The organism is Halalkalibacter sp. HAAS-P013 (assembly GCF_056619925.1).
Map to the genome: position 1 here is coordinate 158,918 of NZ_JBWQTU010000005.1, position 22,660 is coordinate 181,577.

The 22,660-nt window shown below is 38.3% G+C and carries 18 protein-coding genes, 1 riboswitch and 1 other annotated feature (1 of these 20 only partly in view); of the genes, 17 read left to right on the forward strand and 1 reads right to left on the reverse strand.

The features are described from left to right. Positions 1-169, forward strand: a binding site (T-box leader) (it extends 62 nt beyond the left edge of the window). Between the two features lie 86 nt (positions 170-255). The 15 genes from pheS (at position 256) to AC1FXP_RS09180 (ending at position 19,552) form a co-directional block, all read left to right on the forward strand. Next, entirely contained in the window at positions 256-1,290 is a 1,035-nt protein-coding gene (gene pheS / locus AC1FXP_RS09110) for a phenylalanine--tRNA ligase subunit alpha (RefSeq protein ID WP_480060974.1), read from the forward strand. A 12-nt stretch (positions 1,291-1,302) separates the two neighbouring features. After that, the gene (gene pheT, locus AC1FXP_RS09115; protein ID WP_480060548.1) at positions 1,303-3,729 is read left to right on the forward strand and encodes a phenylalanine--tRNA ligase subunit beta; all 2,427 of its coding nucleotides are present in this window, start codon (positions 1,303-1,305) and stop codon (positions 3,727-3,729) included. Positions 3,730-3,968: 239 nt separating this feature from the next. Continuing rightward, entirely contained in the window at positions 3,969-4,244 is a 276-nt protein-coding gene (zapA, locus tag AC1FXP_RS09120) for a cell division protein ZapA (RefSeq protein ID WP_480060550.1), read from the forward strand. Between the two features lies 1 nt (position 4,245). Beyond that, entirely contained in the window at positions 4,246-4,785 is a 540-nt protein-coding gene (locus AC1FXP_RS09125) for a CvpA family protein (RefSeq protein ID WP_250098666.1), read from the forward strand. Between the two features lie 232 nt (positions 4,786-5,017). Then, the gene (gene polX, locus AC1FXP_RS09130; RefSeq protein ID WP_480060552.1) at positions 5,018-6,742 is read left to right on the forward strand and encodes a DNA polymerase/3'-5' exonuclease PolX; all 1,725 of its coding nucleotides are present in this window, start codon (positions 5,018-5,020) and stop codon (positions 6,740-6,742) included. Positions 6,743-6,855: 113 nt separating this feature from the next. Then, entirely contained in the window at positions 6,856-9,216 is a 2,361-nt protein-coding gene (locus tag AC1FXP_RS09135) for an endonuclease MutS2 (protein ID WP_480060554.1), read from the forward strand. 14 nt (positions 9,217-9,230) lie between these two features. Beyond that, the gene (locus AC1FXP_RS09140; protein ID WP_480060556.1) at positions 9,231-9,644 is read left to right on the forward strand and encodes a DUF350 domain-containing protein; all 414 of its coding nucleotides are present in this window, start codon (positions 9,231-9,233) and stop codon (positions 9,642-9,644) included. Positions 9,645-9,984: 340 nt separating this feature from the next. Further along, positions 9,985-11,682: a long-chain-fatty-acid--CoA ligase gene (locus tag AC1FXP_RS09145; RefSeq protein WP_480060976.1), complete on the forward strand. Its 1,698-nt coding sequence runs from the start codon at positions 9,985-9,987 to the stop codon at positions 11,680-11,682. Positions 11,683-12,216: 534 nt separating this feature from the next. Continuing rightward, positions 12,217-12,810, forward strand: a complete 594-nt coding sequence (locus AC1FXP_RS09150) for a TetR/AcrR family transcriptional regulator (protein WP_480060558.1) — start codon at positions 12,217-12,219, stop codon at positions 12,808-12,810. Between the two features lie 13 nt (positions 12,811-12,823). Next, the gene (locus tag AC1FXP_RS09155) at positions 12,824-13,603 is read left to right on the forward strand and encodes an enoyl-CoA hydratase (protein ID WP_480060560.1); all 780 of its coding nucleotides are present in this window, start codon (positions 12,824-12,826) and stop codon (positions 13,601-13,603) included. 95 nt (positions 13,604-13,698) lie between these two features. Beyond that, entirely contained in the window at positions 13,699-14,469 is a 771-nt protein-coding gene (locus AC1FXP_RS09160; RefSeq protein ID WP_480060562.1) for an electron transfer flavoprotein subunit beta/FixA family protein, read from the forward strand. A 15-nt stretch (positions 14,470-14,484) separates the two neighbouring features. Beyond that, a complete protein-coding gene (locus AC1FXP_RS09165; protein WP_480060564.1) occupies positions 14,485-15,462 on the forward strand; it encodes an electron transfer flavoprotein subunit alpha/FixB family protein in 978 nt (325 codons plus the stop codon). 245 nt (positions 15,463-15,707) lie between these two features. Further along, entirely contained in the window at positions 15,708-16,022 is a 315-nt protein-coding gene (trxA, locus tag AC1FXP_RS09170) for a thioredoxin (RefSeq protein ID WP_480060566.1), read from the forward strand. Positions 16,023-16,160: 138 nt separating this feature from the next. Beyond that, positions 16,161-17,939 carry an excinuclease ABC subunit UvrC gene (gene uvrC, locus AC1FXP_RS09175; RefSeq protein ID WP_480060568.1) on the forward strand — a complete coding sequence of 593 codons (1,779 nt, stop codon included), beginning with the start codon at positions 16,161-16,163 and terminating at the stop codon, positions 17,937-17,939. 67 nt (positions 17,940-18,006) lie between these two features. Then, positions 18,007-18,194: riboswitch (Lysine riboswitch) on the forward strand. 116 nt (positions 18,195-18,310) lie between these two features. Next, positions 18,311-19,552, forward strand: a complete 1,242-nt coding sequence (locus AC1FXP_RS09180; RefSeq protein WP_480060570.1) for an aspartate kinase — start codon at positions 18,311-18,313, stop codon at positions 19,550-19,552. Positions 19,553-19,584: 32 nt separating this feature from the next. Here AC1FXP_RS09180 and AC1FXP_RS09185 read toward each other — a convergent pair whose 3' ends face one another. After that, positions 19,585-19,989 (reverse strand): YslB family protein, encoded by a 405-nt coding sequence (locus AC1FXP_RS09185; protein WP_480060572.1) that lies wholly within the window; start codon positions 19,987-19,989, stop codon positions 19,585-19,587. 393 nt (positions 19,990-20,382) lie between these two features. Between AC1FXP_RS09185 and AC1FXP_RS09190 the strand changes: the two genes are divergently transcribed. Together AC1FXP_RS09190 and AC1FXP_RS09195 are read left to right on the forward strand one after the other, a co-directional pair. Then, a complete protein-coding gene (locus AC1FXP_RS09190) occupies positions 20,383-21,732 on the forward strand; it encodes a TrkH family potassium uptake protein (RefSeq protein WP_480060574.1) in 1,350 nt (449 codons plus the stop codon). A 296-nt stretch (positions 21,733-22,028) separates the two neighbouring features. Then, positions 22,029-22,658 carry a succinate dehydrogenase cytochrome b558 subunit gene (locus AC1FXP_RS09195; RefSeq protein WP_315613439.1) on the forward strand — a complete coding sequence of 210 codons (630 nt, stop codon included), beginning with the start codon at positions 22,029-22,031 and terminating at the stop codon, positions 22,656-22,658. The last annotated feature ends 2 nt before the right edge of the window (positions 22,659-22,660 follow it).

Consider the following 22,660-nt stretch of genomic DNA (forward strand, 5'->3'; position numbering starts at 1 on the left):
CTGAAAGCATTTTTATGGAAGGGAAAACTGAATTCACTCTGGAGCAGGCACTGGACCACAAGTACAACTTGTGAAGGTGATCCCGGTTTCGACCGTTAGAGCAATGAAGATAATGAGGGGGATTCCCTCTTCATTAATAAGGGTGGTACCACGAGTCTTCGTCCCTTTTGCGGGAGCGAAGGCTTTTTATTTTGGCCAATATTTTTTAGAGGTTACCCTTTTAAGGAGAATGGTTATTTTGAAGGAGGAAAAATGATGCGTGAACGTTTAGAAGCCTTGCGTGATGAGGCGTTAGCAAAGGTAGATGTTGCTGAAGATGTAAAAGCATTGCAGGATGTGAGAGTGGCATATTTAGGAAAAAAAGGTCCAATCACAGAGGTCTTACGTGGAATGGGGAAACTCTCAGCAGAAGAGCGTCCGGTCATTGGCCAGATGGCTAATGATGTACGAGATGCTATCAAAGAACAAGTTGAAAGAAAAGAAAAGGAATTAGAAACGGCAGCTATTGAACGGCAACTTGCAAGTGAAAGTATTGATGTGACATTACCTGGACGTCCAGTTCAAGGTGGTTCTACACACCCGTTGACTCAAGTAGTTGAAGAAGTGGAAGAGGCATTTTTAGGACTTGGTTTCTCAGTCGCAGAAGGTCCGGAAGTTGAAGTCGATTACTATAATTTCGAAGCGTTGAACTTACCAAAAGACCATCCAGCACGAGACATGCAGGATTCCTTTTATTTCACAGAGGAATTGTTACTGAGAACACATACGTCTCCTGTTCAAGCGAGAACGATGGAATTACATAAAGGAAAAGGCCCAGTAAAAGTCATTTGTCCAGGAAAAGTATTCCGTCGTGATGATGATGATGCAACTCATTCACATCAATTTATGCAAATAGAAGGTTTGTTTGTTGATGAGAATGTCCGCATGAGTGATTTAAAAGGGGTATTAGAACAATTTGCCAAGTCATTCTTCGGGGAAGATAAAGAAATCCGTTTACGTCCAAGTTTCTTCCCATTTACAGAGCCTTCTGTAGAGGTAGATGTTTCTTGTGGAATGTGCGGTGGAAAAGGCTGTCGTGTATGTAAGCAATCTGGTTGGATTGAAGTGTTAGGAGCGGGAATGGTTCATCCACGAGTATTGGAAATGAGTGGATTTGATTCAACGAAATACAGTGGATTTGCCTTTGGTATGGGTGTTGAGCGATTAGCAATGCTTAAATATGATATTGATGACATTCGTCATTTTTATACAAATGATGTACGTTTTCTAGCGCAGTTCAAACGGGTGTAAGGAGGAAAAAATATGTTAGTTTCTTATAAATGGTTACAAGATTATATTGATGTGAAAGACCTTTCGGCGAGTGAGATTGCAGAAAAGATGACACGTGGCGGGATTGAAATTGATTTTGTTCATCAGTTAAATAAAGGAATTTCAGGAGTAGTTGTTGGATATGTGAAAGAATGTGAACAACATCCGAACGCAGATAAATTGAATGTTTGTCAAGTTGACATTGGTGAAGATGAACTCGTACAAATTGTCTGTGGAGCAAAGAATGTTGCAGCCGGACAGCATGTCGCAGTTGCAAAGGTAGGAGCAGTTCTTCCTGGTAACTTTAAAATTAAAAAAGCAAAACTACGCGGAGAAGTGTCACAAGGAATGATTTGCTCCTTACAAGAGCTAGGGATTGAAGGGAAACTTGTCCAAAAGGAATTCTCTGAAGGGATTTATGTTTTCCAAGATCAAGTTGAAGTTGGTAGTGACGCTCTTGCCGCACTTAACTTGGATGATGAAGTATTAGAATTAGACCTCACACCAAATCGTTCAGATTGCTTAAATATGTTAGGTGTAGCTTATGAAGTGGGAGCTCTATATGAACGAGAAGTGACACTTCCTAATATTGAAGTTATAACAAATGATGAATCTGCTTCTGACTACATTAATGTAGAGGTGGAAGCAACAGAAGATAATCCTTATTACGGTGCGATTATGATTAAAGACGTGAAAGTAGGCACATCACCACTGTGGTTACAAAATCGTCTGATGGCAGCAGGAATCCGTCCAATTAGTAATGTCGTTGATGTAACAAACTATGTGTTACTTGAATACGGTCAACCGTTACATGCATTTGATTATGACCGCTTTGGCTCCAAAGAAGTTCTTGTTCGTCGTGCTTATGACGGAGAAAAAATTGTCACACTAGATGATCAAGAGCGGACGCTTACGAATGATCATCTTGTCATAACAAATGGCAAAGAGCCTGTTGCCATTGCTGGTGTCATGGGTGGGGCAACATCTGAAGTTCATGAAGGGACAACGACGGTCCTCTTAGAAGCTGCTTATTTTAAAGGAGCAACAATTCGTAAAGCGTCAAGAGATTTAGGACTAAGAAGTGATGCTAGTACAAGATACGAAAAGGGTGTTGACCAAGATCGAGTACTCGCAGCGGGTAGAAGAGCAGCCGCTCTTATTGCTGAATTAACAGGAGGTACAATTGTATCTGGTGTTGTTGAAAAAGATATGCTTTCTTATGATATGGCAACAGTTCGACTTGATCTAGAGAGAGTCAACAATCGTTTAGGAATGAATGTAACGATAGAGGAAGCCGCATCGTTCATGTCACGATTAGGATTTACGTATGAACAAGATGGCAACGTCTTACATGTTACTATCCCTTCTCGTCGCGCTGATATTCAAATTGAAGAAGACTTAATGGAAGAAGTAGCAAGATTATATGGATATGATCATATTCCGACAACTCTTCCAGTTGGTGCAACAACTCAAGGAGCTTTGACAGAATATCAGAAAAAGAGACGTCATGTCCGCCGCGTGTTAGAGCGTTCTGGACTCTCTCAAGTTCTTACGTATTCATTAACAAGTCCCCAAAAGGCAAAAGGATTTGCTTTTGAAACGAATCAAACAACTCCAGTACGTTTAGCAATGCCAATGAGTGAGGACCGTAGTACGATGCGTACAAGCTTGATCCCGCACTTGTTTGATGTACTTAGCTATAACGTGAACCGTAAAAATCAAAATGTACATGTATTTGAAATTGGTTCGATCTTCTTAACAGATGAAGAGACATTAACAAAACAACCTACTGAACGTGAAATGGTTGCAGGTGCATTAACTGGGCTTTGGCATGAACATAATTGGCAAGGAGAGAAAAAGGTAGTAGACTTCTTTGTTGTGAAAGGTATCCTCGAAGAGATGTTCTTACAGCTAGGGGTCTTTGGGGAAATTGTTTTTGAACAAGCCAAACTGCCTGACTTACACCCAGGGCGAACGGCACTTGTTAAGCTGGACGGAAAAGAAATTGGATTTGTAGGTCAAGTTCATCCAGCCTTACAGAAGGAATTAGGGTTGAAAGAAACATATGTATATGAACTTGAACTTGAATCGTTGCTAACGCATGAAACGAATTCAGTTATTTACAAGTCGTTGCCACGATATCCTGCTATGGTTCGTGATATTGCCCTTGTGGTAGATACACACCGTTCAGCTGGAGAAGTAGAAGTAGTCATTCGTTGGGCAGGTGGAGAATTGTTACATGACGTTCGACTTTTTGATTTATATGAAGGCGAACATATGGAAGAAGGGAAAAAGTCACTTGCCTTCTCATTAACGTATCTTGATCCTGAGAGAACATTAACTGATGAAGAAGTAACAAAAGCTCATACAGGCGTATTAAAGATGCTAGAAGAACATGTAGGAGCTACATTAAGAGGATAAGCAAAGAGGCTGTTGAGTAAATTGCTCGACAGCCTTTTTAATTTACGTAAGAAGTAATAAATTAGTACTATTGTAATTATGAATACTTTTAGGTTATTAGAGAGAAAAATGACTAAACAAATCACATTTTTTGAAAACACTGTATTTCCTTCAAAGAACCTTCATGTTATGATAGAAGATGGTATTTTTATGGCTGAATTTCAACATTGCATTTTTACTGATAGATAGGAGGCTTTTCCGTGGCAGAGCAAAAGAAAAAGCAACGGATAACTGTTTCAATATATGGTCAACAGTACACAGTCGTCGGTGAAGAGCCTCCGGCACATGTAAAAGATGTCGCCCATATAGTGGATCAGAAAATGAGAGAAATAAAAAAACGTAATCCGTATCTTGATACAACACGTTTAGCAGTATTAACAGCTGTAAATATTGTTGATGATTATTTAAAATTACAGAAGGAAAATGAAATGTTAAACGAAAAAGTCAACGAAGAAAGATCGACAGGAGACGATTAACATGCTTAGCTTTCTTATTCTATTTATCTTATTTTGTAGTTTCTTTATTGGTAGAAGAAGAGGTTTCATTCTCCAAATTATTCATTTAATTAGTTTTGTTGTAGCTCTTATTGTAGCCTATACATACTTTGGAGAATTTGCCTCATACATCCGTTTATGGGTCCCATACCCGCAATTTTCTTCCGATAGTACAGTCGGCATGATTATTAATACGTTTGATGCTGAAAGTGTATATTATTCGGGGATTGCCTTTGCTATTCTTTTCTTTGGTACAAAGATTGTCCTGCATTTGTTAGGTTCTATGTTGGATTTTCTTGCGCATTTGCCAATTTTACGATCTATTAATCAATTATTGGGTGGAATCCTTTGTTTTGTAGAGACGTATCTCATTTTGTTTGTTGTTTTATTTGTTGTAGCATTATTACCAATTGAGGTTGTTCAGGATGTGATGCAACGCTCCATCGTTGCTCAAGTCATGCTAAATCATACACCTTTTCTCTCTAATTGGTTGAAAGAGTTATGGATAAATAATCAACTGTAACATATAGAAGGTATTTTTTTGAAATTCATTGCTTAAAGGGCACTGAAAAGGTGAAAACGACCTTTTTCTGTGCCTTTTTTTAAAAGGGAAGAGAATCTAAAAAGGGGAGGCTTTCGCAGAAGCCTGATAGTACACTCGAATAAGGAAAGGCCGCATGAGCGGCTTTTCTTATGTACATGCGTTGATTTTCTCTGCTAACTATCGGTATGATGGAGGATAGAAGAAAGGAACGATGAAGATGAACAAGAAAGATGTAATTGGTTACTTAGAGACGATTGCGACTTATTTAGAGATCAAAGGGGATAACCCCTTTAAAATATCAGCTTATCGAAAAGCAGCACTTGCATTGGAGTCGGATGAGCGTACGTTAGATGAGATAGACAATCCTGCCTCCCTTACTGGCATTGGTAAAGGAACAGCTGAGGTCATTACAGAACTTAAGAATACTGGGGAATGTTCCTTACTTAAACAATTACAAGAAGAGGTCCCTTCTGGTTTATTATCACTACTGAAGCTTCCGGGATTAGGTGGCAAAAAGATTGGAAAACTATACAAAGAACTTAATGTTGTTTGTATTGATACGCTTAAGCAAGTATGTGAAGAGAAAAAAGTTCAGCAGCTCACTGGATTTGGAAAGAAAACGGAAGAGAAGATCCTCCTTGCCATACAAGAGGCAAATACCCGTCCAGAACGTTTGGCACTTCCTGTTGTATTACCAATTGCTCAAGCAGTTGAACGAGCTCTAGAGAAAATGGATGGTGTATTACGTTTTTCTCGTGCAGGAAGTTTGCGCAGATTAAGTGAAACGGTGAAAGATCTTGATTTTATTATCGCAACAAATGAGCCCAAAAAAGTAAAGGCTAGCCTCTTAAGTATAGACGGTATTAGCAAAACGGTTGCAAGTGGGGATACAAAAGTCTCTGTTGAAATTACAGATGAATTTCCGATATCGATTGATTTTAGATTAGTACTGCCAGAAGAGTTTGCAACGACTCTTCATCACTTTACAGGGTCCAAAAATCATAATGTTAAAATGCGTCAACTTGCTAAACAACGAGGAGAACGGATTAGTGAGTATGGGGTCGAAAATCTTGAGACTGGCGCAATCAAAACATTCGCTACAGAAGAAGAGTTTTTTGAACATTTCCAGCTTGCATTTATTCCTCCTGAAGCTAGGGAAGATCAAGGGGAAGTAGAAAAAGCAGAGATGCTAAGAAATGCTCCAGCTACGTACATTTCAGATGAACATATCCGAAGTGACTTGCACATGCATACGACGTGGAGTGATGGAGCTCACTCAATCGAAGATATGGTGAAAGCTGCTAGAGCAAAAGGATATGAGTATATTGCAATCACGGATCACTCTAAATTTTTACGTGTTGCAAATGGACTAACGGTTGAAAGGTTAAAAGAACAGCATGCGAAAATAAAGAAATTAAATGAAGAGTACGAAGACTTTAGGATTTTAACAGGAATTGAAATGGATATATTACCTGATGGTACACTTGATTATGATGATGAGATCTTGGCTGATGTAGACTTTGTCATTGCGGCGATTCACTCGTCGTTCCAACAAGACCGAGAATCGATTATGAACCGTTTAAAAACGGCACTTGAAAATAAACATGTCGATTTAATCGCCCATCCAACTGGCCGCTTACTTGGTAGACGTGCTGGCTATGATGTTGATGTCGATATGCTTATACAATTAGCGAAAGAAACAAATACGGCACTTGAGTTAAATGCCAATCCCCATCGATTGGATTTATCAGCATATTGGTTGAAGAAGGCGGAAGAAGCAGGTGTTGTTCTAGCCATTAATACAGATGCTCATAATAAGGAATCCCTTGATCTTATGACTTACGGTACTTCAGTGGCAAGAAAAGCGATGCTTAAACCAAATTCCGTCATGAATACATGGTCATTAGAAAAACTACAAGCTTTTCTTAACAGGTAGAAAGTATAAATTCCTGACTCTCTTTAAAAGGTACTCTTATATAAAAGTAGGTAGGGTGGATGAGTTGTTTTGTATTGACTTATGCCATCTGTGACTAAGAAGGAGTTACGTCTATGGAACGAGTGTTACGAGTATTAGAGTTTGAAAAAATGAAAAGGCAGTTGCTTGATCATGTATCATCTTCTTTAGGAAGACAAAAAATTGATCAATTACAACCGTCAACGAATATAGAAGAAATTCGTGTATGGCAGCATGAAACAGCTGAAGGGGCAAAAGTCTTGAGGTTAAAAGGCCAAGCTCCACTTGGTGGTATTACTGATGTTGCAGCAAATACCAAACGAGCAAAAATCGGAGGGGCTCTCGCAGCAAATGAGTTAATTGCCATTGCTAGCACGATTTATGGAGGTCGTAGGCTCAAAAAGTTTATCACAACAATGGTGGAAGAAGAAGAAATTGAGTTACCATTGCTTTATGATTATGCTATGCAAATTGAACCGTTAACTGATGTTGAACGTGAAATTAAGCAATGCATAGATGACAATGGGAACGTTCTTGATTCAGCAACTCATGAGCTTAGAACGATTAGGCAGCAAGTTCGCAGCTATGAAGCAGCCGTTCGCTCTAAATTAGAGAGTATTACAAGGTCTTCTAGTACACAGAAGATGTTATCAGATGCGATTGTCACCATTCGAAATGATCGTTTTGTCATTCCTGTGAAACAGGAATATCGAAGTTCGTTTGGAGGAATTGTTCATGATCAATCTGGTTCTGGAGCAACATTATTTATCGAACCTCAAGCTATTGTTACGTTAAACAATCAATTGCGAGAGGCGAAAGTGAAAGAGAAGCAAGAAATTGAACGAATTTTAGCGATGCTTTCAAACCAAGTCGCTGAGGTGGCTGATCCGCTTTTGCATAACTTATCGGTTCTTGCTGCATTAGATTTTATTTTTGCAAAAGCACGCTATGCTCAACAAATTAAAGCAACAGAGCCGAAGCTAAATGAAGATGGCTATATGTATTTGAAAAGGGCACGCCATCCTTTATTAGATGAAGATGAAGTTGTGCCGATTGACGTCGAACTTGGTGGCCAATATCGCTCACTCATTATAACCGGTCCAAATACAGGAGGAAAAACAGTTACGTTAAAGACAGTTGGTTTGCTTACGCTGATGGCCCAATCCGGATTGCACGTTCCAGTAGAAGAAGAATCTGAACTAGCTGTATTTAAACAAGTTTTTGCTGATATTGGGGATGAACAGTCAATCGAACAAAGCTTGAGTACGTTCTCTTCACATATGACAAACATTGTAGATATTTTGGGGAAAGTTGATTTCCAAAGCCTAGTTTTATTCGATGAATTAGGAGCAGGTACAGACCCAACAGAAGGGGCAGCACTGGCTATCTCGATCTTGGACGATGTATATAATCGCGGTGCCTGTGTGGTGGCTACAACGCATTATAGTGAACTAAAAGGCTATGCATATAATCGTGAAGGAGCGATGAATGCTAGTGTAGAATTTAATGTAGAGACATTAAGACCTACGTATCGCCTTTTGATTGGAGTTCCTGGAAGAAGTAATGCATTTGCGATTTCTAGAAGATTAGGTTTGGATGAGCGAGTGATTGAAAGAGCGAAGGAACAAATTGATAGTGAAACAAACCAAATAGAACAAATGATTACTTCGCTTGAAACGAGCCAAAAATCGGCTGAAACCGAAAGAGAAGAAGCTCACTCTCTCCGTGTCGAAGCGGAAAGATTACGTGAAGATCTTATTAAACAACTTGATCAACTAGAGCAAGAAAAAGAGCGCATCTTCAAGGAAGCAGAGGAAAAAGCAGAAAAAGCTGTAAAAGAAGCGAAAGAAGAAGCTGAATTTATTATCGGTGAATTAAGAGAGATGCAAAAAGCTGGGCTATCTGTGAAAGAGCATCAGATCATTGATGCAAAGAAGCATCTTGAACAGGCAACGCCAAAATTAACGTCAAAACAAAAGAAAATAAAAAAAGATGCAGCAAAAGCGAAACAGAACATTCAGCCTGGAGATGAAGTAAAGGTTCTTAGTTTTGGACAAAAAGGTTTTGTTGTAGAAAAAATTAGTGACAATGAATTTCAAGTCCAAATGGGGATTATGAAGATGAAAGTGAAAAAAGATGATCTCCAGTTATTAGATCGTCCGAAGCAAGTAGAAACGAAACCTCTTGCAATGATAAGAGGGGGAGAATCTCACGTGAAAGCAGAGTTAGATCTTCGTGGCGAGAGGTTTGAAGATGCGATGCTTCGTGTTGAAAAATATATTGATGATGCATTATTAGCCGGATACCATCAAGTCTCGATTATTCACGGAAAAGGAAGCGGCGCACTCCGCAAAGGTGTAAAGCAGCTCCTTAAAAAACACCCCCACGTAAAAGGAGAACGAGATGGTGGAATGAACGAAGGCGGCCTTGGAAATACGGTCGTTGAATTGAAGTAAAAGAGGCGATTGATATGGACGTACTACTTGAAAATGAATGGATGCGAACAGTAGCATACTATAGCGTCTCTCTTCTTGCCTTGATTCTGTTTTTAACGATTTTTGAAACAGTAACGAAATATCGAAACTGGGATGAGATCAAAAATGGAAATATTGCCGTTGCCTTAGCGACAGGAGGCAAAATTTTTGGGGTGGCTAATATATTTAGACATTCCATTGGATATTCTGATTCAATGTTAATGATGCTCGCTTGGGGCGTTTTAGGTTTCTTCTTATTACTTGTAAGTTACTTTGTGTTTGAGTTTTTAACACCAGGCTTTAAAGTAGACGAAGAAATAAAACGTGATAATCGGGCCGTTGGCTTTATTGCTATGGTAATTTCAATTGGATTGTCATATGTCATCGGAGCGAGTATTATTGCTAGATAAAGGAGTCATACATGTGGAGCTTTTAATGAAAATTTTATATGTTAGTTGTGGTGCATTCATCGTAGCAGGGATTATATTTATGCTCTTTTTTGCTCCTTAAGCTGTGAAAGCAGGCTTGTTTATAATCATGTAAATAAGCCTGTTTTTCTTTTATTCATTTAACCCTGATGAAAGATGAGTGTTGTTACGTAAACAACAGAAAAAGTCGAAAAATATTTATAGAAAATTACAAAAATATATATAAAATTGTAAGCGTTTGCAATAGAATAGAGAAGAGGAGAATGAACGATGAGAAAGGAGTATAATACAATATGTCAAGGAGGAGATAGTGTTGACGACAATGGATAAGGTTTGGTTACAAAGCTATCCTGAAGAGGTACCCCACTCAATTTCGTATGATGAAAGTTGCTTGCATGACTATTTGAGGCGAGCGACTGAGAAATTCCCAAATCATAATGCTTTGCATTTTCTTGGGAAGGATATAACTTACAAAGAGTTATATGAAGAATCAAAGAAATTTTCTAATCAATTGCTATCACTTGGAGTGAAAAAAGGAGATCGAGTAGCTATCATGCTTGCGAATTGTCCACAAGGAGTCATCAGTTATTACGGTGCTCTTATGATTGGGGCAGTTGTCGTTCAAACCAATCCGCTCTATGTTGAAAGAGAGCTGGAACATCAGCTTATTGATTCTGGGGCAAAAGTAATCATTTGTCTAGATCTCGTTTTTCCACGTGTTCAAAAGGTGCGTTCAAAAACCAATTTAGAATATGTCATTGTTACAAGTATTAAAGACTATCTTCCTTTCCCTAAAAACGTACTCTATCCCTTCGTTCAAAAGAAAAATACAGGCATAAAAGTAGAGGTTGTCTATAATTCAAATACAATCGAATTTAAACCATTTCTAAAAGCCGGCACAACCAAAGAAATTACTATAGAAATGGACCCTGTTGAGGACTTAGCACTCCTCCAATATACAGGTGGAACAACAGGACCGGCAAAAGGAGTTATGCTTACTCATCAGAATTTAGTAGTAAATACAATGCAATGTATTCATTGGATATACAAGACAACACCAGGTAAAGAAAAAATGTTGGCTGTATTGCCATTTTTCCATGTGTATGGAATGACCGTTAGTATGAACCTGAGCATTATGAATGGATTTACAACGGTTATACTTCCAAAGTTTGACCTGAAAGATGTGTTAAAAACAATAGAAAAACAAAAAATAACCCTATTTCCAGGCGCGCCGACAATGTATGTCGCGTTAATTAATGATCCAACAATTAAAGATTATGATCTATCATCAATAAAAGCTTGTTTAAGTGGGGCAGCTCCACTCCCGTTAGAAGTGCAACAAAAATTTGAAACATTAACAGGAGGAAAACTTGTAGAAGGCTATGGACTCACAGAAACATCTCCAGTAGCAGTGGCAAATCCAATTTGGGGAAAAAGGAAATCTGGAAGTATAGGCATTCCTTGGCCAGATACGGATGTGACAGTTATTTCAGCAGAAACAGGGGAATCATGCGAGGTTGGAGAGGTTGGAGAAATTGCTGTTCGTGGACCACAAGTGATGAAAGGATATTGGAACCGTTCAGAAGAAACTGCACAAGTATTTAAAGACGATTGGTTTTTAACTGGTGATATGGGTTATATGGATGAAGATGGTTATTTCTATATCGTTGACCGTAAAAAGGATATGATCATCGCTGGTGGATTCAATATATATCCAAGAGAAATTGAAGAAGTTCTTTATGAACATGAAGCGATACAGGAGGCTGTTGTGATTGGTGTTCCTGATGAGTATCGCGGAGAAACTGTAAAAATATTTGTTGTTTTAAAAGAAGGAAGAAGTCTTACAGAAAAAGAGTTAGAGCAATTTTGTAGAAAGCATCTGGCAGCCTATAAAGTACCGAAATATTATGAGTTTAGAGATGAATTACCGAAGACATTAATAGGGAAGATTTTGCGACGTGTTCTTGTAGAAGAAGAAAAAGAAAAGCTTGCAGAAGAACAAAAAGCAAGTAATGAGTAAGAAATAGGGAAATTTTGTATATTTTACTTTTCTATCTAGAAGGGGTTATTCCAAAAGGTCGTTTTTCTTCTTTTTGGGATAACCCTAATACTTTTTTTAAAAAGCGAATTTCAAAAGGTAAATCATCAACGAGGCAAGAAAAAATAAAAAAATCACTGAAAATCTATTTAAAAATGAATGAACATTCATTACAATGGAGGAGAGAGGATGAATATAGAATGAGGAGGAGCAGGCCATCGTTTCCCTGATCATCTTACCTTGTCAATGGGAAATGAGCTGCACATTGTGCCAAAGTTTGATCCAAAACAAATCTTGAAGATTATTCAAAATAAAAGGCTGTTTTCGTATACTTTGTTGTCGCTGGTTGGCAGAGTATTAAAACGAGTATTAATAGACGAAGAAAAGCTAAAGCTAGGGAAAGAAAAAACAAATTAATATGATCGAAAAAATAAGGATATCGTTGACATTAATTTTCTTTTTCACTAAAATAAGATATATGAATGAACATTCATTCATAGCAAAGGAGAGACAACAGTGGGAAAGAAAAAAGGACCTAAATATAACCAGATAATAGATGCAGCAGTAAAAGTAATTGCAAATCACGGCTATCATCAAGCTCAAGTTTCAAAAATTGCGAAAGAAGCTGGTGTAGCAGACGGAACTATTTATTTATATTTCGAAAATAAAGAAGATATACTTACATCACTATTTGAGGAAAAAATGGGTAATTTTGTACAGATTATCCGTAACCAGATTACAGAAGATTTATCAATTGAAGATAAGTTTTTACTACTAATTACAAAACATTTAGAACAACTAGAACAAGATCATCATTTGGCGATAGTTACGCAACTTGAATTACGTCAATCCAATACAGATCTTCGCTTGAAAATTAACGATATTTTAAAAGGGTATTTATTGTTAGTAGATGAATTATTAACAGAAGGAAAGTCAAACGGATTTTTTCCTGAAGGCTTGGATAATCGATTAGCAAGGCAAATGATATTTGGAACCATTGATGAGGTTGTGACAAATTGGGTAATGAAAGAATGCAAGTATGATTTAAGCAGGTTAGCTGTTCCAATTCACAAAATGCTACTCTGCGGACTTCGTTCGAAACCTTCATGATAGGAGTGAGAATGTGGAGTTTTTAAAAGTAAATATTAGTAATCGGATTGCTACAATTACATTACAAAGGCCACCAGCAAATGCTTTGTCAAGAGCTGTCTTGGAAGAACTTGATCAAGTTTTGACAGAACTTGAAGCAAAGGAGGAAGTAAACGTTCTTCTTATTAATGGAGAGGGACGGTTCTTCGCTGCTGGTGCAGACATTAAAGAGTTTACGCAAGTAACAGACAAGGCAGACCATGAAAAACATGCAAGATGTGGTCAACAATTATTTGACAGAATGGAACAATTCTCTAAACCAATTATTGCTGTTATTCATGGTGCTGCATTAGGAGGGGGATTGGAACTTGCTATGGCTTGTCACATTCGATTATCAACAGAGGATGCCAAATTAGGGCTGCCTGAATTACAACTTGGTCTAATACCTGGGTTTTCTGGGAGTCAGCGGCTTCCCCGCTTTGTTGGTACAGCGAAAGCTTGTGAGATGCTGTTAACAAGTGATCCTATATCTGGTCTTGAGGCAAAACAGATAGGACTTGTGAATGCAACATTTCCAGAAGAGACTCTTTTAGATGAAGCTCAAAAACTAGCCAGTAAAATAGCAGCAAAAAGCAAAATAGCAGTCAAAATGACTTTAGAGCTCTTGTTGTATAATCAACCCCATGAACAAGAAAAAGGGTCGATTCGTGAAGCTGAGTTATTTGGTCAAATATTTAAAACGGATGATGCGAAAGAAGGGATTAACGCTTTCATGGAAAAGCGCAAACCAATCTTTAATAAAAACAAGAAGTAATCATGATTTAGTGGTATTAATCAATAGAATAATAACAATGATGATTTCAACCTTTTAAAACTAGTAATCTTATAAGAATATTAGGAGGGACGAAAATGAATATTTTTGTTTTGATGAAACGCACATTCGATACTGAGGAAAAAATTACTATTAGTGGTGGTCAGATTGATGATAGCGGAGCTGAATTTATCATTAATCCATACGATGAATACGCCATTGAAGAAGCGATTGTCTTGCGGGATGAACATGGTGGAGAAGTGACAGTTGTCACTGTTGGTGAAGAAGAGTCGGAAAAAGAATTACGAACTGCACTCGCAATGGGGGCTGATAAAGCTGTTTTAATTGACAGTGAGGAATTGGATGAATTAGACCAATTTACAACAGCTACTCTACTCGCAGCTTATTTAAAAGATCAAGAGCCTGATATTATTTTAGGTGGAAATGTTGCTGTAGATGGAGGATCTGGTCAAGTCGGTCCAAGAGTGGCAGAAATTTTAGGCATTCCACAAGTAACGACGATCACAAAGTTAACGGTAGCTGGTGAAACAGCAACAATTGTCAGAGATGTTGAAGGAGACGACGAAACGATTGAGGTATCACTCCCTGTTCTTGTTACAGCGCAACAAGGACTAAATGAGCCGAGGTATCCTTCATTACCAGGGATTATGAAGGCAAAGAAAAAGCCATTAGAAACACTTGATTTAAATGACCTTGACCTGGATGAAGAAAGTGTTGAAGCGAAAACAACAACGGTCGAAATCTTCTTACCACCAGAAAAGCAAGCAGGGAAAATCCTTGAAGGGGATTCTGCTGCTCAAGTAAAAGAACTTGTATCATTACTTAAATCTGAAGCGAAAGTCATATAAATAGGAGGAATCAATATGGCGAAAAAAGTACTTGTCATTGGAGAAGTTAGGGATGGAGAGTTGCGCAACGTCTCGTTTGAAGCAATAGCCACAGGAAAAACAGTTGCCAATGGAGGAGAAGTGGTAGGTGTTCTTTTAGGGGGAAATGTAAGCGGTTTATCGGAGAAGATGGCTCAATACGGGGTTGATCGCGTTGTCGTTGTTGATCAGGCTGATTTGGTAAGCTATTCAACAGATGCTTATCAGCAAGCGTTGTTGCAAGTGTTTGACGTTGAAAATCCAGAAGGAGTTATTCTTGGTCACACATCAATTGGCAAGGATGTTTCGCCACGTCTTGCAATGAAGTTACGTGCGGGCCTTGTTTCAGATGCTGTTTCGGTTGAACTTGATGGAGAAGATGTTGTTTTTACGCGCCCGATTTATTCAGGAAAGGCTTTTGAAAAGAAGAAAGTAAAGGAAGGTGTAGTCTTTGCAACGATTCGACCGAATAACATTGCTGCACTTGAGCCGGATCCTACACGAAAAGCGGATGTCTCCAATCTTACAGTAGAAATCAAAGATCTACGTACATCCATTAAAGATGTAGTGCGAAAAGCTACAGGTGGTGTAGACCTTTCTGAAGCAAACGTAGTTGTGGCAGGAGGCAGAGGGGTAAAGAGCAAAGAAGGTTTCGAACCACTTCAAGAGCTAGCTGATCTATTAGGTGGAGCTGTTGGAGCTTCCCGTGGGGCTTGTGATGCAGACTACTGCGATTACGGTCTGCAAATTGGGCAAACAGGAAAAGTCGTCACACCTGATTTATACTTTGCGATCGGTATATCAGGAGCCATTCAACACCTTGCAGGGATGTCAAACTCCAAAGTAATCGTAGCGATTAATAAAGATCGCGAAGCTCCTATTTTCGAAATAGCAGATTACGGCATTGTTGGTGATTTGTTTGAAATAGTACCGATCTTAACAGAAGAATTAAAGAACGTATTAGTGAAAAGCTAAGGTAAGAATGTTTGAAGGAATTGGCTAGTTGTGGAAAAAGACGTAAAATCGTTTTGATTTTCGTCTTTTTTATTTGTTACAGAAGGGGGAGTGATTCCTGAAATCGATACAATATAAAAAGTACGGGAATCAAAAGGGATAAAGTCAGGAAACAATAAGGGTGAGCAATAAATTCGCCAGCAGTGGAAGTGTTTGGTATAATTGTGCTGAAGTTATCATGTGAAGGAAAAAAGGAGGATTTTAATATGGCGATCGTAAACGTAACAGATCAAACATTTGCTTCTGAAACAAGTGAAGGAGTTGTTCTTGCAGACTTCTGGGCACCATGGTGCGGACCTTGTAAGATGATTGCTCCAGTCCTTGAAGAACTAGATTCTGAAATGGGCGATAAAGTAAAAATTGCTAAGGTTGATGTGGATGAGAACCAAGAGACAGCTGGAAAATACAGCGTCATGAGCATCCCGACACTTCTTGTTTTCAAAGATGGAGAAGTTGTGGATCAAGTAGTTGGGTTTCAACCGAAAGAAGCTTTAGCTGAGCTTCTAAATAAACATCTATAAAGTTTAGAGTGACTCTATTATTCGAAAACGGATAAAGGGGTCACTTTTTCTTTTTCTAAAACAGTTCGGTTAATTCCAGTTTTTCTAACTTGCATTTGTTTGCCTTCTAGCGAACAATAGAAGGTGAGGTGGAATACGATGAGTCAAATTAAAGAAAAATTATTGATTCTTCCTGATCAGCCTGGCTGTTATTTAATGAAGGATCGGCAAGGTACGATTATTTATGTTGGAAAAGCAAAAGTACTAAAGAATAGAGTTCGATCATATTTTACTGGTTCACACGATGGGAAAACACAGCGTCTTGTAAGTGAGATTGCTGACTTCGAATATATTGTAACTTCATCAAATATTGAAGCATTAATCCTAGAAATGAATTTAATTAAAAAACATGACCCGAAATATAATGTCATGTTAAAAGATGATAAATCTTATCCTTATCTTAAAATTACAAATGAAGAGCATCCGAGGTTGATTACGACTCGCCAAGTGAAAAAAGATGGGGGGAAGTATTTTGGCCCTTATCCAAATGCCGGAGCGGCAAATGAAACAAAGAAGCTACTGGATCGACTTTATCCATTGAGAAAATGCCGGACGCTTCCTGATAAAGTTTGTTTATACTATCATATTGGACAATGTCTTGCTCCGTGTGTGTCAGAGGTAACAAAAGAGCAAAATCAAGCGATGGTACAAGATATTACGAAATTTCTTCGCTCTGGCCATGATGAAATTAAAGGTCAGCTCACAGAGAAAATGATGAAAGCAGCAGAAGACATGGATTTTGAACGTGCAAAAGAAATCCGTGATACGCTTGCCCATATGGATACCGTCATTGAAAAACAAAAAATGATGATTGGCGACCTCGTTGACCGCGATGTCTTTGGCTTTGCTTATGATAAAGGATGGATGTGTGTTCAAGTGTTCTTTATTCGTCAAGGAAAGCTAATTGAACGGGATGTGTCTATTTTTCCTTTCTATAAAGAGGCACCTGAAGATTTAATGACGTTCATCGGACAATTCTATATGAAAAAAGAGCATATAAAACCTGCTGAGATTTTACTTCCTGATGAGGTAGACAAAGAGTTGATGGAACAGCTGTTAGAAGTGAAAATTCATCATCCGAAACGAGGGAAGAAAAAAGAGCTACTGGACCTTGCTAATCAAAATGCGGCTATTGCTCTCAAGGATAAATTCTCATTAATTGAACGTGATGAAGAAAGAACGATAAAAGCGGTCGATCGATTAGGAGAAGCAATGGGCATCGAGACTCCTTATCGTATTGAAGCGTTCGATAACTCTAATATTCAAGGAACAGATCCTGTTTCAGCAATGGTTTGCTTTGTAGATGGAAAGCCAAACCGAAAAGACTATAGAAAATATAAAATTAAATCGGTTGAAGGGCCAGATGATTATGGTTCGATGCGTGAGGTGATTCGCAGGAGGTATGTCCGCATCTTAAAAGAGTCTCTTCCCATGCCAGACTTAATCGTGATTGATGGAGGAAAAGGCCAAATTGCTGTTACTCAAGAAGTAATCGTAGACGAGCTTGGGCTATCCATTCCTGTTTGTGGTTTAGTAAAAGATGAAAAGCATCGAACATCTCAATTGCTAATGGGGGACCCTCCTGTTATTGTTCCGCTTAAGCGAGACAGCCATGAATTTTATTTGTTACAACGAATTCAAGATGAAGTTCACCGTTTTGCTATTTCCTTTCATCGGCAAACTCGTTCAAAGACGTTCTTTAAATCGGAACTAGATGATATCCCTGGGGTAGGAGAGAAACGAAAGCGCCAGCTTTTAAAGCATTTTGGATCGGTGAAAAAGTTGAAAGAAGCGAGTGTCGATGAGTTAAGAAAGCTATCGATTCCAGAGAAGGTAGCCCAAACCATCGTTGAAACATTAAATGGAAATGATAAATAATTTGTTGCGATTATATTGAACTTTTGCTAGAATGTTAATCAATTGAATATGCCACACTTCAAACGAAGTGATTGGTAGAGGAGCGAAAACCAATAGTAAGCTTTCCGAGAGTAATGAGACTCATTGAAGAAGGGTGAAAGGGGAATTCGCCGAAGTGCAAGAAAGACTCATCTTTCTAGTGCTGGACCTATGTTTAAGAAGCATAGGGCTGTCACATACCTAGACCCAAGTGGTATGTGGAGAACTATCTCACGAGAGAACAGGGAGCAGTGTGGTACCGGACAGGTATACATGCAACAGTGAGGGGTTTTCCTTATTGTTGCTTTTTTGCATTCCAGCACAACGTGAGGAACAAGGAGAGGAATCGGATTATGGCTAGAATTGTACAGAAATATGGCGGAACATCAGTAGGTTCAGTGGAAAGGATTCAACATGTCGCTTCGAGAGTAGAGCGCGCGGTATTAGCTGGAGATGAGCTTGTCGTTGTTGTATCGGCAATGGGGAAGTCTACAGATGAATTAGTATCTTTAGCTAACCAGATTACAGATTCGCCAAGTAAAAGGGAAATGGACATGTTACTAACAACTGGAGAACAAGTAACGATCTCTTTGCTTTCAATGGCATTACAAGCTCGGGGAATCGAGGCAACCTCATTAACAGGCTGGCAGGCAGGTATGCAAACGGAAGCTAGCCATGGTAATGCACGGATTGAATCAATTAATAATGAGCGAATTGAAGCAGAGCTAGCTAAGGGCAAGGTTGTCATTGTTGCGGGGTTCCAAGGAATCAGTGAGGGCGGTGAAATTACAACTCTTGGTCGCGGGGGTTCTGATACAACAGCCGTGGCACTTGCAGCCTCTCTTAAGGCCAGTCGTTGCGAAATTTATACAGATGTAACAGGTGTCTTTACGACGGATCCGCGTTACGTGAAGAAAGCGAGAAAGTTACACTCTATTTCCTATGATGAAATGCTTGAAATGGCTAATCTTGGAGCTGGAGTATTACATCCACGAGCGGTTGAGTTTGCGAAAAATTATGATGTACCATTAATGGTTGCATCCAGTATGGAAGAAACAGTAGGAACCATGATAGAGGAGGAAGTAACGATGGAACAAAATTTAATCGTCCGAGGAATTGCATTCGAGAATGATGTGACTAAAGTAACGGTAAAAGGTTTACCTAATCGTCTAGACACATTATCGAAACTATTTACTACATTGTCAGAAAATCATGTTAATGTCGATATTATTATTCAAAATCAATACGATGACGAACATGTAAATATCTCTTTTACTATTACACAAAGCTCATTAAAAGGAACTCTTGCTATTTTGCAGGAAGCTCAAGGTGAATTGCAATTTGAGGATGTAACGTTTGAAGAAGAACTAGCGAAGGTTTCTATCGTGGGTTCTGGAATGGTTTCAAATCCAGGTGTTGCAGCAAAAATGTTTGATGTTTTAGCTAAAAATGATATTTTTGTAAAAATGGTCAGCACATCAGAAATTAAAGTGTCTGTCGTTGTCCAAGAGATAGATATGGTCTTAGCTGTAGAAATGTTGCATGAAGAATTCCAGCTTGCAGAAGAAGTCGAAGAAGCTATTGTTACTGTATAACAAAATAAAAAAAGTGAAGCCAACTGTTAGCTTCACTTTTTTTGTTGAATCGAATCTCGTTTATCTGTTTCAACGGTAATAAGGACACTATCTTTCGTTTTTGAGTAAGTAGCTCCGCTAATACATTCAAACCACATCTCAACTTGTTGAGCTAGAAAACCAGTCTCTAACTGATAGCACCGCTCATCATTATTGTTCATCCAAGTTGCTTTTAATTCGAAGACTTGCAATTGCTTTTTTTCTTTTAGTTTCGTAAGGTTGCCCCAATTAGCTTTTTTGAAAAAAAGGATGGCATCTTCAACTGTAGAAACTGGATATTTTCTTGCGAGCGACCTTCCAATCCAATATAAAATTGCATCATGATCTTTACCTAATAGGTCTTGTAGAACGTCATTTCGAATAAGGTCATATCCAAATTGATCTGTTTGAACTTCCATAAAAACATGCTCCTCTCCGTACTCTGAAGCCGAAAATGATCAGGCAGTTTGTCGATCGTCTATGTATACTATCGGTCAAATTTCTTTAAAATATATTTCCTTTTTGATCATAAACGATGTCGTTGTTGGGTACAAGAAAAATCTGGAATACATAACGTAAGTAGGAGAGAAGAAAGAAAAAGGGAACCCCGCCCTTTTTGAAAAAAAAGAGCGAAGAAGTGGCGTTGGCTTCCTCGCCGTGCGTCCAAAGGAGAAGCCCACTCCTTTAGACTTAAAACATAACGGCGGCTACGCTCAGCGCTTAGAGGTGAAAGAAAAAGGGAACCCCGCCCTTTTTCTTTCACCTCTTTAAATGGTATACTTAACCGCGAATAAATCGGAGGTACATTATAAATGAAATCAGGGTTGAATCAATTTTTATCACCATTTAGGATTATTATTATAGCCTACATTATTGCGATGTTTGTGTTTAGTATTTTGCTTTACTTGCCAGTATCGCATCAACCTGGAGTCAATGTTACTTATTCAGAAGCTCTTTTTACTTCAGTTAGTGCAGTTAGTGTCACAGGTTTAACAGTCGTTAATGTACCTGAAACATACAGTTATATAGGAATCATCTTTTTAGCGCTTGCTATTCAACTTGGTGGAATTGGAATTATGACAATGGGAACCTTTGTCTGGATGTTATTTGGACGAAAAATTAACTTTGCACAACGAATGTTAATTATGGTTGACCAAAATCAAAATACGTTTTCTGGGTTAGTCAATTTAATGAGGGGAATTTTATTCGTTGCCCTTATCATCGAATTCATAGGCGCATTAATTCTAGGTACATATTTTATTCGCTACTTTGATACGGTGGGTGAAGCGTATTATCAAGGGGCATTCGCATCATTAAGTGCTTTTACAAATGCAGGTTTTGATGTTACAGGCGAATCTCTTATCCCGTTTGCCAATGATTACTACGTTCAATTTGTCGTTATCTTACTTATTTTTGCTGGTGCAATCGGGTTTCCGGTCTTGCTTGAATTAAAGGAATACTTCTCTAGAAAGAACAACAATTTTAAATTTAGCTTGTTTACAAAAATTACAACAACAACATATTTTGCAGTATTTGTAATAGGCATCATTGGAATTTGGGCACTCGAAAGTGGTTTTTATTATGTTGGATTACAATGGCATCAACAATTGTTTTATTCGATCTTTAACTCAGCGACAGCTAGAAGCGGTGGACTATCGATTATGGATGTGTCCGAGTTAAATATAGGGACATTGCTTTTTATTTCAGGTCTCATGATTATTGGAGCGAGTCCTTCTAGTGTGGGAGGCGGCATTCGTACCACAACAGTTGCGGTTATGTTCTTAACGATTCGAAGCTTTGCATTAGGAAAAGATGATGTGAAGGTATTTGGGAGAGAAATTCATCCTGAAGACCGTCAGAAGGCGTTTATTGTCTTGTCCGTGTTTCTTCTCTTGTTATTTGCAGCTGTGACATTAATTTCAGCATTTGAAGCAAAAAATAATATTACCCTTATGTCTATTATTTTTGAAACGGCCTCAGCGTTTGGAACATGTGGATTATCAATGGGAATTACCCCAGATTTGTCTTTCCCGAGCCAATTTGTCTTAATGGTTCTTATGTTTATTGGTCGAGTCGGATTAATCGCCTTTCTATTCTCTATTCGTAAACGTGAAACGAAAACGCACTTTAAATATCCGACAGAAAGAATTATTATCGGGTAAATTTAGTAGATAAATTGGAAATATTGTTATTTTCGTTGAAAAGCCCTTCGTACAGGGCTTTTTTCTCTCTTAGAAACTAAAAAGAGTTGTATACGTTTTCTTGACGATGTTATCTGATGGGAGTACAATAAATTTGTCAGATTTTTTTCACAGAAACTTGCTAAAAGTTTCATAATATTGACGCTTGCAATCTATCATATTTTGTTTGCTGGTTTCAATATACTATACAAGGATAGAAAAAAATCATCGATTTACAAGTTGGGTAGGAACAAAATCATTTGTGGGGGGAAAAAGGTATGGCTGGCAATCGGGAATTTTTTAATCGTAAGCTACATTCATTACTTGGCGTCATTCCAGTTGGACTATTCTTAGTTCAACACTTTGTAATTAACCATTTTGCAACACGAGGTGCGAGTGCTTTTAACCAGGCAGCTCATTTCATGGAAAACTTACCATTCCGTTATCTTCTAGAAATCTTTTTAATTTTTATTCCATTGCTTTATCATGCAATTTATGGGTTATACATTGCATTTCAAGCAAAAAATAACACAGCTAGATATGGGTTCTTACGTAACTGGATGTTCCGTATTCAGCGTTGGACTGGAGTATTTCTAGTAATATGGATCACTTGGCATGTATGGGAAACTAGAGTAGCTGCTGCGTTCGGTGCAGAAGTAAACTTTGATATGATGGCAAATATCTTTAGTAATCCTTTTATGATCGTATTTTATATTGTTGGGGTTATTGCAGCGACGTTCCACTTTGCTAATGGGCTATGGTCATTTGCAGTATCTTGGGGGATTACAGTAACACCACGTTCACAACAAATTGCAACATATGTAACAATGGGTATTTTCTTCGCATTAACGTTTGTTGGAATTAGAGCAATTCTAGCATTCATTAATCCAGACTTAGCAAACATTTAAGG

What these genes read in the sequence shown, in the direction of transcription:
- uvrC (WP_480060568.1), top strand. Translation starts at nt 16,161, where the DNA reads ATGAGTCAAATTAAAGAAAAATTATTGATTCTTCCTGATCAGCCTGGC.
- AC1FXP_RS09160 (WP_480060562.1), top strand. Translation starts at nt 13,699, where the DNA reads ATGAATATTTTTGTTTTGATGAAACGCACATTCGATACTGAGGAAAAA.
- AC1FXP_RS09195 (WP_315613439.1), top strand. Translation starts at nt 22,029, where the DNA reads ATGGCTGGCAATCGGGAATTTTTTAATCGTAAGCTACATTCATTACTT.
- pheT (WP_480060548.1), top strand. Translation starts at nt 1,303, where the DNA reads ATGTTAGTTTCTTATAAATGGTTACAAGATTATATTGATGTGAAAGAC.
- polX (WP_480060552.1), top strand. Translation starts at nt 5,018, where the DNA reads ATGAAGATGAACAAGAAAGATGTAATTGGTTACTTAGAGACGATTGCG.
- AC1FXP_RS09135 (WP_480060554.1), top strand. Translation starts at nt 6,856, where the DNA reads ATGGAACGAGTGTTACGAGTATTAGAGTTTGAAAAAATGAAAAGGCAG.
- AC1FXP_RS09165 (WP_480060564.1), top strand. Translation starts at nt 14,485, where the DNA reads ATGGCGAAAAAAGTACTTGTCATTGGAGAAGTTAGGGATGGAGAGTTG.
- AC1FXP_RS09180 (WP_480060570.1), top strand. Translation starts at nt 18,311, where the DNA reads ATGGCTAGAATTGTACAGAAATATGGCGGAACATCAGTAGGTTCAGTG.
- AC1FXP_RS09185 (WP_480060572.1), bottom strand. Translation starts at nt 19,989, where the DNA reads ATGGAAGTTCAAACAGATCAATTTGGATATGACCTTATTCGAAATGAC.
- AC1FXP_RS09125 (WP_250098666.1), top strand. Translation starts at nt 4,246, where the DNA reads ATGCTTAGCTTTCTTATTCTATTTATCTTATTTTGTAGTTTCTTTATT.
- trxA (WP_480060566.1), top strand. Translation starts at nt 15,708, where the DNA reads ATGGCGATCGTAAACGTAACAGATCAAACATTTGCTTCTGAAACAAGT.
- AC1FXP_RS09140 (WP_480060556.1), top strand. Translation starts at nt 9,231, where the DNA reads ATGGACGTACTACTTGAAAATGAATGGATGCGAACAGTAGCATACTAT.
- AC1FXP_RS09145 (WP_480060976.1), top strand. Translation starts at nt 9,985, where the DNA reads ATGGATAAGGTTTGGTTACAAAGCTATCCTGAAGAGGTACCCCACTCA.
- AC1FXP_RS09190 (WP_480060574.1), top strand. Translation starts at nt 20,383, where the DNA reads ATGAAATCAGGGTTGAATCAATTTTTATCACCATTTAGGATTATTATT.
- pheS (WP_480060974.1), top strand. Translation starts at nt 256, where the DNA reads ATGCGTGAACGTTTAGAAGCCTTGCGTGATGAGGCGTTAGCAAAGGTA.